The organism is Streptosporangium vulgare (assembly GCF_042428775.1).
Classification (GTDB): domain Bacteria; phylum Actinomycetota; class Actinomycetes; order Streptosporangiales; family Streptosporangiaceae; genus Streptosporangium; species Streptosporangium vulgare.
In genome coordinates this window covers 1-14,657 of record NZ_JBHMBS010000020.1, presented here as the reverse complement: position 1 = coordinate 14,657, position 14,657 = coordinate 1, and the positions used below count along the sequence as shown (strand labels likewise).

At 73.5% G+C, this 14,657-nt stretch carries 9 protein-coding genes; 6 read left to right on the top strand and 3 right to left on the bottom strand.

Annotated elements, in window-relative coordinates; genetic code table 11:
- Window positions 1-49: 49 nt before the first annotated feature.
- On the bottom strand, window positions 50-1,474 hold the full coding sequence (locus ACFFRH_RS31560; RefSeq protein WP_386161165.1) for a lytic transglycosylase domain-containing protein: 1,425 nt from the start codon (window positions 1,472-1,474) through the stop codon (window positions 50-52).
- Between the two features lie 125 nt (window positions 1,475-1,599).
- On the opposite strand from ACFFRH_RS31560, the gene ACFFRH_RS31555 reads away from it, so the two are divergent.
- From ACFFRH_RS31555 to sepH, 3 genes are all read left to right on the top strand, one after another.
- Window positions 1,600-2,796 carry an MFS transporter gene (locus tag ACFFRH_RS31555; protein WP_386161164.1) on the top strand — a complete coding sequence of 399 codons (1,197 nt, stop codon included), beginning with the start codon at window positions 1,600-1,602 and terminating at the stop codon, window positions 2,794-2,796.
- Between the two features lie 134 nt (window positions 2,797-2,930).
- On the top strand, window positions 2,931-4,244 hold the full coding sequence (locus tag ACFFRH_RS31550; RefSeq protein WP_344744576.1) for a D-arabinono-1,4-lactone oxidase: 1,314 nt from the start codon (window positions 2,931-2,933) through the stop codon (window positions 4,242-4,244).
- 610 nt (window positions 4,245-4,854) lie between these two features.
- The gene (sepH, locus tag ACFFRH_RS31545; protein ID WP_344744575.1) at window positions 4,855-6,696 is read left to right on the top strand and encodes a septation protein SepH; all 1,842 of its coding nucleotides are present in this window, start codon (window positions 4,855-4,857) and stop codon (window positions 6,694-6,696) included.
- Window positions 6,697-6,753: 57 nt separating this feature from the next.
- Here sepH and ACFFRH_RS31540 read toward each other — a convergent pair whose 3' ends face one another.
- Window positions 6,754-8,427, bottom strand: a complete 1,674-nt coding sequence (locus tag ACFFRH_RS31540; protein WP_344744574.1) for a PH domain-containing protein — start codon at window positions 8,425-8,427, stop codon at window positions 6,754-6,756.
- A gap of 398 nt (window positions 8,428-8,825) precedes the next feature.
- A complete protein-coding gene (locus ACFFRH_RS31535) occupies window positions 8,826-9,431 on the bottom strand; it encodes a PH domain-containing protein (protein WP_344744573.1) in 606 nt (201 codons plus the stop codon).
- Between the two features lie 398 nt (window positions 9,432-9,829).
- On the opposite strand from ACFFRH_RS31535, the gene ACFFRH_RS31530 reads away from it, so the two are divergent.
- From ACFFRH_RS31530 to ACFFRH_RS31520, 3 genes are all read left to right on the top strand, one after another.
- Window positions 9,830-10,816, top strand: a complete 987-nt coding sequence (locus ACFFRH_RS31530) for an ATP-binding cassette domain-containing protein (protein WP_344744572.1) — start codon at window positions 9,830-9,832, stop codon at window positions 10,814-10,816.
- Window positions 10,813-11,622, top strand: a complete 810-nt coding sequence (locus ACFFRH_RS31525) for an ABC transporter permease (protein ID WP_344744571.1) — start codon at window positions 10,813-10,815, stop codon at window positions 11,620-11,622. The genes ACFFRH_RS31530 and ACFFRH_RS31525 overlap by 4 nt, the downstream gene beginning before the upstream one ends.
- Before the next feature lie 309 nt (window positions 11,623-11,931).
- Window positions 11,932-14,657, top strand: a 2,726-nt coding sequence (locus ACFFRH_RS31520; protein WP_386161163.1) for a DEAD/DEAH box helicase, incomplete at its 3' end; no start/stop codon positions are given.

Sequence of the window (14,657 nt, the reverse complement as noted above, 5' to 3'; positions counted from 1 at the left end):
ACGGGTGCCCCAGGAGCCGACGCGGGTGTCCCGGGCGGGCGCGGGTGCCTCAGGGGTAGGCGGCGGCGTAGCCGCGGGAGATGCCCATGACCTTGGCGACGTACGACCAGGAGTGGTTGTAGAACCAGATGGCCTTCTCCAGCTTCTTGCCGCCCCGGCCCGCGCCGTTGGCGCACAGGTAGTTGGCCGCGCCGGGAACCGCGTCGTAGGGGTTCCAGATGTCGGCGACGCCGTCGCCGTCGCCGTCCACGCCGTAGGCCTTCCAGGTGGCGGGCATGAACTGCATCGGTCCCTGCGCGCCCGCCGAGGAGGGGCCGTTGTTGCGCCCGTGCGAGCTCTCCACCTGGCCGATCGCGGCCAGGACCGTCCAGGAGAGCCCCGGGCAGACTCCGGCCGCCTTGCGGTAGAGCTCCAGGTAGCTGGCGGGCCTGCCGACCGTGGCCTGCCGCACCCGGCCGATGCCCGTCTTCCCGGCCGTCCCGCCCGTGGTGGGCCTCAGGGTGGGTTTCGCCGTACGGGAACCGCCGACGGCGACCACCTGGGACCCCGGGCCCAGCAGCCTGCCCACCCGTGTCCTGAGGACGCCGGCGGCCTTCTCCGAGCTGTGCACGAGCAGCGTCACGCCCGGCAGCAAACCCAGCCTGCGGCCGGTCTCCTCCCCCACGATGCCGTCCACGCCGGGCAGGCCGAACCCGGCCGAGGCCGCGGCCCGCAGCCGGGGGCCGCCGTCCACCTGGTACTCCGAGCCGAGGACCAGTCCGAGACGCCGCGCCGCCGCGCTGTCGGCGACGAACTCGCCCCTGGTGAGGGCGTTCCAGATCCCCTGCTGTTCGGCGACGGCCCTGGGGGCCCACGCGCGGAAGCGGGCCGGATCGACCGCGATGAGGTTGAGCCCGACCCCGGACACCTTGACCGCGCCGCCGTCGAACGAGTCGATCTTCTGGACGTACTTGAGCCGGGAGATGTCCTGCTTGGTCTGCTCGGTCAGCGTCGAAGGGGAGATGACCAGCAGCCGGGGCGGGGTGGGGGTGAGCCCGGAGGCGCCCGTCGCCCCCGGCTCGGGGACGGGGCTCTCCCCGGTTCCCGGCCCGAGGGTCGGCCCCTGGGAGGCGGAATCCCCCGGGCCCGGATTCCGCGGGGCCGAGCTCTGCGGGTCCGGGTTCCGCGCGGCGGGGTCGTCTCCGGGTCGAGCCTCCGAGCTCGGGTCCGGGCCCGGGTTCGAGGCCGGGTCCGGGTCCGGGTCCGGGTTCGCCGTGCCCACCGGGACCGCGGGAGGGCTCGCCACCGGCGCGATCGCCGCCAGGTCCCGGACGCGGGACTCCACGACGGCGCTCTCGCCGGAGGCCGCGGAGGCCACGGGAACGGCGGGGCGACCGGCGTTGATCATCGCGAGCGCGACGCCGCCGAGGGCGAGGAGGGCGGTGATGACCACTGCGACTGGGACGAACAACCGCAACCCGGAAAGACGTGACACCGCGCTCACGTTAGCTCCAACGGACCGTGTCGTGAGCCGTTGCCCGGAAAATCACTTGCCGATCTGTGGTTCTGTGCGAAATCGTCGGCCTGTTCCACGCGCGCGGAGCAGCAGGGAGATGATCGGTGGTCGGCCCGTACCGGGGGCTCTTCAGCACGCCCGGCGTCAAGGGTTTCGTCGTCGCGGGATTCCTGGGGCGGATGCCCATGTCGATGCTCGGCATCGGCATCATTCTGCTCATCGAGGCGCTCACCGGCTCCTACGCGACGGCGGGCGCGGTCGCGGCCACCGTCAGCGTCTCCTTGGCCGTCGCGGCCCCGCTGTCCGGGCGCCTGGTCGACAGGTTCGGCCAGGCCAGAGTAGTCGTCCCCCTCACGTTGACGCACGGCGCCACGCTGACCGGCCTGATGCTCTGCGCCCGCCACGGCGCCCCCCTCTGGACGCTCTTCGCCACCGGCGTCGCGGTCGGAGCGACCGCGCTCTCGCTCGGCTCGCTCGTGCGCGCCCGCTGGTCGCACCTGCTGGCCGGGTCGGGGAGGCTGCACACGGCGTTCTCCTTCGAGTCGGTCGCCGACGAGGTCATCTTCGTCGCGGGCCCGGCGCTGGTCACCGCCCTGGCCACCATGATCAACCCGTACGCGGGCCTGATCGTCGCTCTGACCTGCACGGTCGTGGGCACCGTCGCCTTCGCGCTGCAGCGCGGCACCGAGCCGCCCGTCCGCCCCAGGCAGGCGGGGGCGGGCACCCCGATCACCATTCCCGGCGTCGCGCTGATGTCGTGCGCGTTCCTCGCGATGGGGGCGGTGTTCGGCTCGGTCGACCTGATCACGGTCGCGTTCGCCGACGAGCGGGGCGCCAAGCCCATGGCCGGGCTGCTGCTCGCCTCGTTCGCCGGCGGGAGCCTGGTCTCCGGCCTCTGGTACGGCTCGCGGCGGTGGAGCATCCCGCTGAGCAGCAGGTTCGTCCGCTCGCTCGCGGCGTTCGCGGCGGGCCTGACCCCGATCACGCTCATCGGCGACCTCAGGCTCATGGCGGGCGCGCTCTTCCTGGCCGGGCTGGCCATCTCCCCGACCATCATCACCGGCTACAGCCTGACCGAGCGGCTGGTCCCGGCGGGCCTGCTCACCGAGGGCATGGCGTGGATCTCGACCTCGGTCGGGTTCGGCGTGGCGATCGGCGCGTGGGCGGGGGGCAGGCTCACCGACATGTTCGGCGCCTCCAACGCCTACGGGTTCTCCTTCGCCTGCGCCCTGCTGGCCGTGGCGATCGGCGTCGGCGGCTCCGCCTGGCTGCGAACCCCTGTCGCCCGGCAGCAATCGTGAGTATCGTTCACATTCACTGGCGAAACACGCGAGCGTGAACCGGCGGTGGCCCACCTGACCGTGGGCGGGACTCCCCCGTGGCGGGCGTCGGCGCCCCCGCACGGCCGGGCGCCGCCCGCGGGGCAGGAGTGACCATGGGCGAGATCTTCCGCAACTGGGCCGGCAACCAGTCCGCCTCCCCCGCGGAGGTCCGCGCGCCCTCCTCCGCCGAGGAGGTCTCGCGGGCCGTACGGGACGCCGCCGCGGCGGGCCGCCGGGTGCGTATGACCGGCACCGGCCACTCGTTCACCCCGGTGGCGCTCACCGACGGCCTCCTGCTGCGGCCCGGCGCGCTGACCGGGATCCGCGAGGCCGGGGACGGCTGGGTGACGGCCGAGGCCGGGACGACCGTCGGCGCGCTCAACCGGGAGCTGCACCGCAGGGGCCTCGCCCTCGCCAACATGGGCGACATCGACGCCCAGACCGTGGCCGGGGCCATCCAGACCGGCACCCACGGCACCGGCAGGGACGTCGGCGGGATGGCCGACCAGGTGCTGGCGCTGGAGATGGTCCTCGCCGACGGCGAGATCGTCACGGTCCGCGGCGACGGCGACGGGAAGATCCGCGGGGTGGCCGAGCGGGACCTGTTCGACGCCGCCAGGGTGAGCCTGGGCGCGCTCGGCGTGGTGACCGCGGTGACCTTCCGGGTGGAGCCCGCCTTCCTGCTGCGCAGCGCGCGGGAGCCGATGACGCTGACCGCGATCCTCGACTCCCTCGACACGCTCGTCACCGGCAACGAGCACCTCGACTTCTTCTGGCTGCCGCACACCGACACCTGCCTGACCAAGCGCAACAACCGCGACCCCGGACCGGCCAGGCCGCCGAGCGCGTTCAAACACTGGCTCGACAACCACTTCATGGAGAACACCCTGTTCGGCGCGCTGTGCGGCGTCGGCGGCCGCTACCCGGCCGCCATCCCCCGGCTCAACGCGCTCTCGGCCGCGGCCCTGTCGGCCTCGGCCCACACCGACGCCTCGCACAAGGTCTTCACGAGCGTGCGGGAGGTGCGCTTCCTGGAGATGGAGTACGCCGTCGCGCGCGAGCACCTCGGCCAGGCCCTCCGCGAGGTCCGCGACCTGCTGGACCGGCGGGACTGGAAGATCAGCTTCCCGGTCGAGGTGCGGGTCACCCCGGCCTCGGACGCCTGGCTGTCCACCGCCTACGGCAGGGACTCGGCCTACATCGCCTGCCACGTCTACCGGCCGACCCCGAACCCGGCCTACTTCGAGGGCGTCGAGGAGATCATGACGAGGCTCGGCGGCCGTCCGCACTGGGGCAAGCTGCACACCCGCGACGCGGCCTACCTCGCGACGGTCTACCCCCGTTTCGCTGACTTCCTTGCGGTACGGGATGCTCTCGACCCGGGACGTGTCTTCGCCAACGACCACCTCGACACCGTCCTGGGCTGACCGTCCTGGGCCGAGGGACGGCACCCCCTGCCTCCTCGGCCGCGCCCCTCGGGCCGTGCCCCGTTCCCCCGAATCGGCCGCTTCTCGCCAGCTTTCGGTAAAGGATGGCGCAAAGGCTCGCTCGAAGAGTGACGCGTCCGCGTGTCCCGTCGTTCCCCGGGCGCGTACGGGGGCAGATTCGCAGACGCCCGCGCCGCTCGACCCCGAGGGAGTCCGCTGGAGATGACCTTCTCCCGCCGTCCATGTCAGCCGCCGCCGCGTCCCGTCGTCACGGAACGCGACGACCGGCCTCCGCACAACGCCGCGATCGCGGCATACCCTCCCCGGGCCGGCGGACCGGCCTCACCGCCATCTCCCGGTTCTTGGTGGAAGTCCGCAGCGGTTCCCGGAGTTATCCGTGAGAATCCCTTGAGGACCCCGAAGTTGCTGCTCCAGCCCGGTGCCCTGTAATTAGATGAATGGAGCAAATGTGACCGGCGTCACATCGCTGCGAGCCCCATCCAGGAAGGCGATGTTCGGACATGCCGGGTACGGTGCTGGCAGGCAACCGGCACACGCGAGAGACTCAAGGGTCCGGGGGAAGATTGAGCACGACGACGAAGGGACTCGCATGCAGGAGCTCCGACTCGTCGCGGTGAGTGAGGACGGGACCTATCTCGTGCTGGCGACAGCCGGCCGGGGTACCCGGTTCACGCTGCCCGTCGACGACCGGCTCCGTGCTGCCGTCCGCGGCAACTTCTCCCGTCTCGGCCAGTACGAGATCGAAGTGGAGAGTCCGTTGCGCCCCAAGGAGATCCAGGCCCGGATCCGTGCCGGCGAGACCGCGGAGGAGATCGCCAACACGGCGGGCATCCCGGTCGAGCGCGTGCGATGGTTCGAGGGCCCCGTGCTCCAGGAACGTGAGTACATGGCACAGCAGGCGCAGCGCTGCGCCGTACGCCTGCCCGGCGACTCCGCTCCCGGTCCCACCCTCGGCGACCTGGTCGCCGAACGGCTGACCCGCCGCGGCGTCCCCGCCGACGAGATCGAGTGGGACTCCGCCAAGCGGGACGACAACATGTGGCGCATCAAGCTCGGGTTCGTGTGGAACGGTCACACGCGCAACGCCGAGTGGCTCTTCGACCCGCGCCGGCGCCACATCACGCCCCACGACGACGAGGCCCTGCGGCTGTCCAGCGGCGAGGACGTCGAGCCGTTCGAGGACACCACGGTCACGCCGTTCGTGCCGCGCGTGGCCAAGCTCGCGCCGGTGCCGCCGCTGGCGCCCGAGCCGCTGAACCAGCCGCCGGTGGCCTTCCCCTCGGTCCTGCGGCACGAGACCCCGGCCCAGCCCCGGCCCGCCTACGCGCAGGCCGAGACCGCCACGACCCCGGCGCCCCCCGCGCCCTCGGTGTCCCCGGCGGCCCCGGCCGCCTACCAGCAGCCGCCCATGCCACCGCTCCCCGCCGGATACGAGGCGCCGCGGGTGTCGGTGCCGCCGCTACGCGCTCCCGACCCGGCCGGGCACCAGCAGGAAAGGGGCCCGGAGCCCGCCGCCCCCGCGGCCCAGGGTTCCGATCCCGCCGCGCGGGTCAGCCCTCCCGAGCCCGTGCTGCCCGAGCCCCTCGCCCCGTACCCGCCCCCGTACGAGCCGGTCACTCCGGCCGCGCACGAGCCCGTCACGTACGAGCCGGCCGCGTACGAACCGGTCACGGCGGCCACGTACGAGCCGCTCACCGCACCGGAGCCGGAGCCCCGGGCATCCGTCACGCCGCAGCCCGTCTCCGCTCCGCGGCCCGCCGCGACGGCGGCCGAGCCGCCCGCGGTGAGCGCGCCCGAACCGGCGCCCGCCGCGCAGGAATCCGCCACCGCGCCGGAGCAGGACCTCTCCCGGGAGCCGTCCCCCGAGCACGGGCCGGCCGTTCCCTCCGGGGCGGTCACCGGGCCGGAGACCGCGGACGAGCCCGCGGCGGCGAAGGCGCCGGAGGTCGTGAAGGCTCAGGAGGTCGCCGAGGTCGCGAAGCCCTCGCCGTCCCCCGCCCCGGCCGCCCCGGAGGCGGCCGGGGCCGCTCCGGCCACCGTCCCGTCCGAGCCCGCCGACCGGCGGTCCCCCGCCGCCGGGAAGGCCGTCGAGCAGGCTTCCGCGGAAGCGGAGAAGACCGTCGCGGTGAAGGAGACCCCCGCCTCCGAAACCGCGCCGGAGACCGGATCGGCCCAGGAGGGTTCGATAGCTGTACCGGCGGCGCGCGTCAGCGTGGACGAGCGGGCCAAGGCCGAGCCGGGCAGGCAAGAGACACAGGGGGACACGGGGGCCATGCAGGAGACCAAGGTCGACAAGCCCGCGGCGGAGAAGCCCGCGGAGCCGCCGAAGCCGGCACCGGCTCCGGCGCGGCCTGCCAAGAAGTCCCGGGGACGGCGCGCGTCCGTGCCCACCTGGGACGAGATCATGTTCGGCGCTCGCCGCCAGGACTGACCGCACCGCGCCAGGCGGGGGTGACCGGGACACCGGTCACCCCCGCCTCGCCGTATGTCAGCCGTTTCCGGGGGCGTCCGGAGCGGCGGGGGCGTCCTCCGGAGGGGGGGAGTCGTTCGGAGCGGGAACGGTGCCCGGGGCGCCGGGGGTGTCCGTGATGAGGAACGGGGCGAGCCAGGCGGGGGTGACCTCGGCGGCGAAGGCGGGGCCCTCGACCTCGCCGACGTCGAGGGCCGCGTAGCCGCCGGTGCCCGCCCCCACGCCCGCCGTCACGGTCAGCAGACCGGCGCGGCGCTGGAACCAGGTCTGGCTCAGGGTCCAGCCGACCACGGCCCGCCGCTCCACCACCGCCTGGGAGCGCCGCAGCGACCCCGACCTGACCGACAGGCGGCTCCCGTCGTACGTGTGGCCGAGGGACCGGTACCGGTCGAGGCCGAGCGGCACGCCCAGCAGCGCGAGGAGCAGGGCGGGCACCGCGAGCACCCACCAGAGCCCGGACCACAGCAGGGCCGCCGCCACCGTGAGGGCGGCGATCACCAGCCAGGGGAAGATCGCCCGGAACAGCCTGCGCCTGCGCGCCGCCGGCGGGTGCGGCCGCAGCCCGGTGGCGATCGGGCCGATCGCCTCGCCCACCACGCCGAGCACGACGTCCCTCGGCGCGACGGGCATCAGCTGACCCCGGGTCTCCGAGTCGCCGAGACCGGTCACGATCGCCCACGCGCGGCCGAGCCCCGCCCGGCGCTCGGCCGGTCCCTCGACGAACTCGAACCCCCGCACCCTGCGCCGCTCCAGCGAGACGCTCCTGCGCGTGATCAGACCGCGCCCGGCGATCAGGTATCCCTCGCTGGCGCGGAGGGTGAAGTCCCAGTTGAACACCGCGTACATGATCACAGCGATCACCGGCATGGCGAGGACCAGCAGCACCAGTGCCGCGACGAGCAGGGGCGGGTGTTGCCAGATCCACTCCCCCGCGCCCACCACGACCTGCCTGTCGATCCTGAACTCGCTGCCCCACTGGAACGCCAGGCCCACGGCACCGGCCACCAGCGCGAACGGGGTCAGCAGGTAGGCGCCGGAGAGGGGGCCGTACGCGAGCCACTTCCTCGGCATCACGAAGAACACCCGCGCGGGGGTCGTGTCGCCCACCTCGTGGCGGACGGAGGATCCGTCGGGCACGTCGGGCGTGCCGGAGCCGGGTTCGCCGGACGGGGGACCGGAGACGGAGGTGGCCGCCGGAGCCGCCCCGCGCGCCTGGACACGTCTCGCCGTCCGGGCGCGGGCGTGCCAGAGCAGCACGGCCTTGAGCCGCTCCCCCTCCGCGACGGTGACCCCGTCGAGCTCGCCCTCCTGCTTCTCGTCTCCGCCCGCGCCGGTGTCGATCCGCAGGACGGCGATGCCGAGCAGGCGGTGCAGCGGCGGGGCGCTGACGTCGACGCCGCGGATCCGCTCCAGCGGGATCGTCCGCACCGACCTGCTGATCAGCGACCGGGTGAGCTCCATCCGGTCGCCGACGATCTGGTAGGTGAAGGTGACCCAGCGCACGGCCGCGAACACGACGGAGCCGACGACGGCCATCGCCGCCCACCCGAACGATCCGATGGAGAAACCACCGAGGAACAGGACCCCGGCCAGCGGCAGGAGGAGCGAGGGCAGCATCCGGATCGGGTCGGTCAGCAGCACCTTCGGGCTGAGCCGCAGGGGCCTCTCCGTCGGCGTCCTCTCCGCCGGCACGCCTCCCGTCCCCTCCACGGCGGGCGGCCCCCCTCCCGGTACGGCTCCCCCCGTGCCGGCCGCGTGCCCCTCGGGCGTACGCGGGAATCCAGGCCCGTCACCACCGGCAGCCGTGGGCGGGAACCCCGGCCCGTCACCGCCGGGCGGGTGCGGGGACCCGGGCCCACTGCCCTGGACGGGCGGGTGGTCCGGCACGCCGCCGGGGGAACCCTGCGCGCCGCCGTCGGTGGCGGCCTGTGCGCCCGCCGCGGGGCCGTCCGGCCCGGCCTGCGGGTCGGCCCGAGGATCTGCCCGTGGGTCGGTCCGAGGGTCGGATCCGGCCGGCGGGTGCCCGTCAGGCGCGTGCCCGGCGGATGGACGGCCGACAGGTGGGCGGCCGGGATCGGGGGAGGATTCGGTCACGTCGCGTCGTCCCTGAGCTCTTCCGCGCGGCGGGCGAGGCCCTCGGCCAGCTTGGCGGCGACCTCGTACTCAAGACCCTTGATGGTGGACGAGCCCGCGTGGGAGGCGGTGCGGATCTCGACCGTGGCCAGGCCCAGCATTCGCTCGAACCAGCCCTGCGCCTTGTCGACCGTCTGGATCCTGCTGACGGGGACGAACACCCATTCCCTGCTGAGCCACCCGGAACGGGCGTAGACGACGTCCCCGCTGAACTCCCACCGGTGCACGGCGTACCGCCAGAACGGCTCGACGAGCGTGCCGGGGATCAGGAGCAGCACCATCAGCCACGGCAGCCACCAGATGTTGTCGAGCGCCCACCCGGGCAGCCAGGACCACCGGTCCCCGTCGATCCACCTGGCCAGGAAGAAGGAGCCCCCGGCCAGGAGAAGGGACCAGAACAGCCCCTCCAGCAGCCACAACGCGATGGCCTTACGGGAGACCGGGTTGGCGGGGGCGCGCAGGGAGACGCCGGCGCGGCGCCCACCCGGCAGACCGGCCACCCTGGCCTCCCCGGGGGCGGCGCTGTGCTCAGCGGCGCGGTGCTCATCGGCTCGGTCGCTCACGCTGTCAGCCTAAACGCTCTTGTCCGGGTGGGCGTTCCGGCCTCGTCACGTAAAAACACCACCGGTAACCGGGAAAGCGGCACACCAGGGGACCGGGCACCGGCGAAGCGGCGCGCCCGGGGGCGGCGCGGCGGGGGGAAGGCCGCGCGGCGGAGAAGTGGCGCACCGGGGCTGGCACGGCGGGCCCGGAGGGCGCTGCGGGCCCGGAGGGGTGGCGCGGCGGGCCCGGGAGGGTGGCGCGGCGGGCCTGGAGGCGGGTGCCCCGGTACGCCGGACGGCCCCCGGCCGTGCGCCGTCGATCGGCCGGTGTTCCCTCGCCTCCGCCCCAGCTGAGGCGCGAAAAATGTCGGCGCCACAGTGCATGCTGGAGATCCGATGATTATCGAGAGGCGCGAATGATGACCTATGCGATCCAGGCCGAGGGTCTGGTGAAACGTTACGGGGAGACCCGTGCGCTGGACGGGGTGGATCTCGTCGTTCCGCAGGGGCGGCTGCTGGGCGTGCTGGGCCCCAACGGGGCGGGAAAGACCACCGCGGTGCGGATCCTGGCGACCCTGCTGCGTCCCGACGCGGGCACCGCCAGCGTCGGCGGCTACGACGTGACGCGCCAGGCACACCAGGTGCGCTCGCTGATCGGCCTGACGGGCCAGTACGCCGCCGTCGACGAGATGCTCACCGGCGTCGAGAACCTGATGATGATCGGCCGCCTGCTGGGCATGACACGTGCCGACTCCCGGGCACGCGCGAGCGAGTTGCTGAGGCGTTTCGACCTTTCCGACGCCGGTGGGCGTGCCACCAAGACCTACTCCGGCGGCATGCGCCGCCGTCTCGACCTGGCCGCCAGCCTGGTCGGCCGTCCCCAGGTGCTCTTCCTCGACGAGCCCACCACCGGGCTCGACCCGCGCAGCCGCACCGAGCTGTGGAGCGTGGTGCGCGGCCTGATGGCCGAAGGCGTCACGGTGCTGCTCACCACCCAGTATCTGGAGGAGGCCGACCAGCTCGCCGACGACATCGTCGTCTTCGACCACGGGAAGGTCATCGCCTCCGGCACCTCCGACCAGCTCAAGGCGACCACCGGTGCCCAGGTCCTGGAGGTGCGCCCCCTGGAGGCCGAGCACCTCGACCTGGTCGGCAAGATCATGGCCGACGTGCTGGGCGAGACGCCCGACCTCAACGGGGGCAGGGCGACCGCCTCCGTCCACGACCCCGCCGTCGTCCCCGCGATCGTGCGCCTCCTCGACGACCAGGGCGTCGTCGCCTCGGAGCTCGCGCTGCGCAAGTCCAGCCTGGACGAGGTGTTCCTGTCCCTCACCGGCCGGCTGCCCGACGTCGAGGACGCCCCCGGCGACGAGGGCACCCCCCGGAAAGAAGAGGCCTTCGCATGACCACGCTGACGACGACCATCCCGCAGGTGGCCGCCAAGCGCGTCACCCCCCTGGCCACCCTGCAGCAGACCATGACCCTGGCCTGGCGCAGTCTGGTCCAGATCAAGCACAACCCGTGGGAGCTGCTGGATCTGAGCATCCAGCCCATCATGTTCCTGCTGCTGTTCACCTACGTCTTCGGCGGCGCCATCTCCGGGTCCACCGGCGACTACCTGCAGTTCGCCCTGCCCGGCCTGCTCGTGCAGAACGCCCTGTTCTACACGCTGTCCACCGCCATCGGCCTCAACACCGACATCACCAAGGGCGTCTTCGACCGGCTGCGCAGCCTGCCCATCGCCCGCACCGCGCCCCTGTCGGGGCGCATCATCGCCGACACCGCCAAGCAGGTGTGGGCGTTCGCCCTGCTGATCGGTTTCGGCATGGTGCTGGGCTTCCGGGTGACGACCAGCGTCTTCGGCCTGCTGGGCGCGCTGGCCCTGCTGGTCGTGGTCGCCCTGGCCATGTCCTGGATGTCGGTGCTGATCGGCCTGAAGGCCTCCAGCCCCGAGAAGGTGCAGATGATCACCTTCTCCACGATGATGCCGCTCACCTTCACCAGCAGCGCGCTGGTGCCCTCGGCCACCTTCCCGTCCTGGCTGAAGACCTGGTCGGACATCAACCCGGTCACGCATCTGGCGGACGCCATCCGGGGCCTTCTCATCGGCGGCGAGGTCGGCCAGGCCACCTTCTTCTCGCTGCTCTGGGCCGCGGGATTCGCGGTGGTCTTCGCCCCGCTGGCGATCCGCGCATTCCGCAGCCACGTCTAGTCTGTCGGCAGGCCGGGCTCGGGGGTGACGCCCGCCGGATGACGGAGAGCTAGGAGTGGTCACGTGCTCGTGGTCCATGGCGTGTGGGTTGACGGGCTCGTGGGGGTCTGGGCGGAGGACACCGCGCAGACCCCCACCACTGTTTCCCGCGCAGCCCTGCGCCCGCACCCCTTCGCGGCGTCCACGACCGCGCTGGCCGCCGCCCTCGGTGGCGTTTTGGGGGATTTATCAAAAGAAGCCCCAAATGGGCCGCTAAGCGAAGTTTTAGGCGGACCCCTCCCTCGGGGTGCGGGCGGGGGCCGCAGGTCCGTGGCGACCCCTCAGGGGGCCGCCACGGGCATCCCTGCCGCCACGGGCACCCCCTCCGCCGCGCGAACCCCAGGCGTCACGAGCGCCGGAACCGTCGCGCCCCTGCCTAACACCACGGCCGTCGGGGGCGAGCTGGTCGTCCTGCTCCCCGGTTCGGCCTCGGGCCCGCTGCCCTCTCCCGAGTCCGGCCTGGCGAGCCGGGCCCGGAATCCGAGGATCTCCGCCTGGCGGGTCCCCGCCCTGCTGCTCCAGCCGGCCGGCGCGCTCCGCCTGCTCGGCTCGCCGGCGGACCTCGGCCCCGTCCCCGCCGGTCTCACCACCGGGAGCGCGAGCGGCACCGAGAACCCCAAGGGCACGGAAGACGCCAAGGACACAGAAGACGCCGACGACGCCGAGGACCTCGCGTGGGAGCCCGCCCTCTCGCTGCGTTACCTCGCCGTGGTCGCCGAGCACGCTCGCGGCCTGGTCCGGCGTGGCCGCATCCTGCCCCAGCTCGTCCTGGAGGGCGGCGTCCACGCGGCCCGCTGGCGCCCGGTGCTGACCGGCGCCGACCTCGCCGCGCTGCCCGGCCTCGCCGCCGCGATGCCGCCGGTGTGCCGGGCGGTGGCCCGCGAGAGACCGGCGGCAGAGGTGCTGGGAGAGGCCCTGGACGGCCTGGTCGACGGCGCGGCGCGGCTGTCGCTGCCCGGCCGCCTGATCCTCGGCAACCGCCCCGGCCCCAAGACCGCCCTGCCCGACCGCTGGCTGTACGCCCTGACCGGCGAGGACGCCTCGCTCCCCGGCGCGAGACAGGACGAGGCCATGGCACTCGGCGAGGCCCTGACCGGCTGGTTCGACTCGGCACACGAGCTGGGCGGGCCGGTCAGGGTCTGCTTCCGGCTGATCGAACCCGCCGGCGACGGCGACTCCTGGAGGGTCGAGTTCGGCCTCGCCCCGGCGGACGACCTCGACACCGTCCCCGCGGGGGGACACGACAGCGGCGAAGAGCACGCGAAAGACCTGAGACGCGAAGGCGGCGGAGGCCACCCCGGAGACCGGGAACGGGCGGGCAGCGGGAAGCGCCCGGAAGACCGGGACCGCGAAAGCGGCGGAGAACTCCCAAGAGACCAGGAACACGAAGGCGGCGGGAACGGCGAGGGGGGCGGGACCGGCCGGGGGCGTGAGGACCGCGAGCCCGTCCGGTATCTGTCGGCCGAGCGGATCCGGGCCGGCGAGCGGGCGCCGTGGCTGCCCGAGCGGCCCGGAGAGCTGATCCGCGCCGACCTCGGCCGGGCCGTACGCCTCCATCCCGACCTCTACGTCGCGCTGCGCGCCCCCGAGCCGGTCGCGCTGACGGTCGAGACGGCGTGGGCGTTCTCGTTCCTCCGCAACGGCGCGCCCATGCTCAGGGCGGCGGGGTACGGCGTACGGCTGCCGGCCTGGGCCGGACGTCAGGGGCTGGGCCTGAAGCTGACCACCCGCACCCTCACCGGCGACGACGGCAACGACGAGGGGGTCGGCCTCGGCGGGCGGGTGAGCGTCCGGCTGGACGTCGCCGTCGGCGACCACACGATCGGCGCGGAGGAGCTGGCCGAGCTGGCCGGGCTCCGCATCCCCCTGGTACGGGTCAAGGGCCGGTGGGTCGAGCTGGACGACCAGCAGGTCAAGGCCGCCCTGAAGATGATCGAGCAGCGCGGCGTCGGCGAGAGGACCGTCGGCGAGGTGATCCGCGAGGTCGTGGAGGGCGGTGACGAGAGGCTGCCGCTGATCGCGGTCGACGCGGACGGCCTGCTGGGCGACCTGCTGTCCGGCGAGGCCGACCGCCGTCTCACCCCGGTCGCCACACCCCGGGCGCTGCGCGGATCCCTCCGCCCCTACCAGGAGCGCGGCCTGTCATGGCTGAGTTTCCTGTCCGGGCTCGGCCTGGGGGGCATCCTCGCCGACGACATGGGCCTCGGGAAGACCGTCTCGACCCTCTCGCTCCTGCTGTCCGAGCGCGAGACCGGCACGCCCGCCCCGACGCTGCTGGTCTGCCCGATGTCGCTCATCGGCAACTGGCAGAAGGAGGCGTCCAGATTCGCCCCGTCGCTCCGCGTCCACGTCCACCACGGCGGCACGCGCAGGCGCGACGAGGAGCTGGCCGCCGCCGTGCGGGAGGCCGACCTGGTCGTCACCACGTACGGCACCGCGCTGCGTGACCTGGGGGCGCTCGCGGGGCTCGGGTGGGAGCGGGTGGTCTGCGACGAGGCGCAGGCGATCAAGAACAGCTCGGCGCAGCAGTCCAGGGCGGTGCGGTCCATTCCCGCCCGCACCCGGCTGGCGCTGACGGGCACGCCGGTGGAGAACCACCTGGCGGAGCTCTGGTCGATCATGGAGTTCTGCAACCCCGGCCTGCTCGGCCCGGCCAGACGCTTCAGGACCCGCTACCAGGAGCCGATCGAGACGCGGCGCGACCCCGACGCCACCGCGGCGTTGAAGCGGGCCACCGGCCCATTTGTGCTGCGGCGGCTCAAGACCGACCGTTCGATCATCTCCGACCTGCCGGAGAAGCAGGAGATGAAGGTCTGGTGCACGCTCACCCCGGAGCAGGCGGAGCTGTACAGGGCCGTGACCGGCGAGATGCTGGGAAAGATCGACGCCTCCACGGGCATCGAGCGGCGTGGCAACGTGCTGGCGACCATGACGAAGCTGAAGCAGGTCTGCAACCATCCGGCCCAGTTGCTGAGGGACGGCTCGCGGCTGGCGGG

Excerpts from the sequence above, each read along its gene's own strand:
- ACFFRH_RS31530 (WP_344744572.1), top strand. The coding sequence starts at position 9,830 with ATGACCTATGCGATCCAGGCCGAGGGTCTGGTGAAACGTTACGGGGAG.
- ACFFRH_RS31550 (WP_344744576.1), top strand. The coding sequence starts at position 2,931 with ATGGGCGAGATCTTCCGCAACTGGGCCGGCAACCAGTCCGCCTCCCCC.
- ACFFRH_RS31525 (WP_344744571.1), top strand. The coding sequence starts at position 10,813 with ATGACCACGCTGACGACGACCATCCCGCAGGTGGCCGCCAAGCGCGTC.
- sepH (WP_344744575.1), top strand. The coding sequence starts at position 4,855 with ATGCAGGAGCTCCGACTCGTCGCGGTGAGTGAGGACGGGACCTATCTC.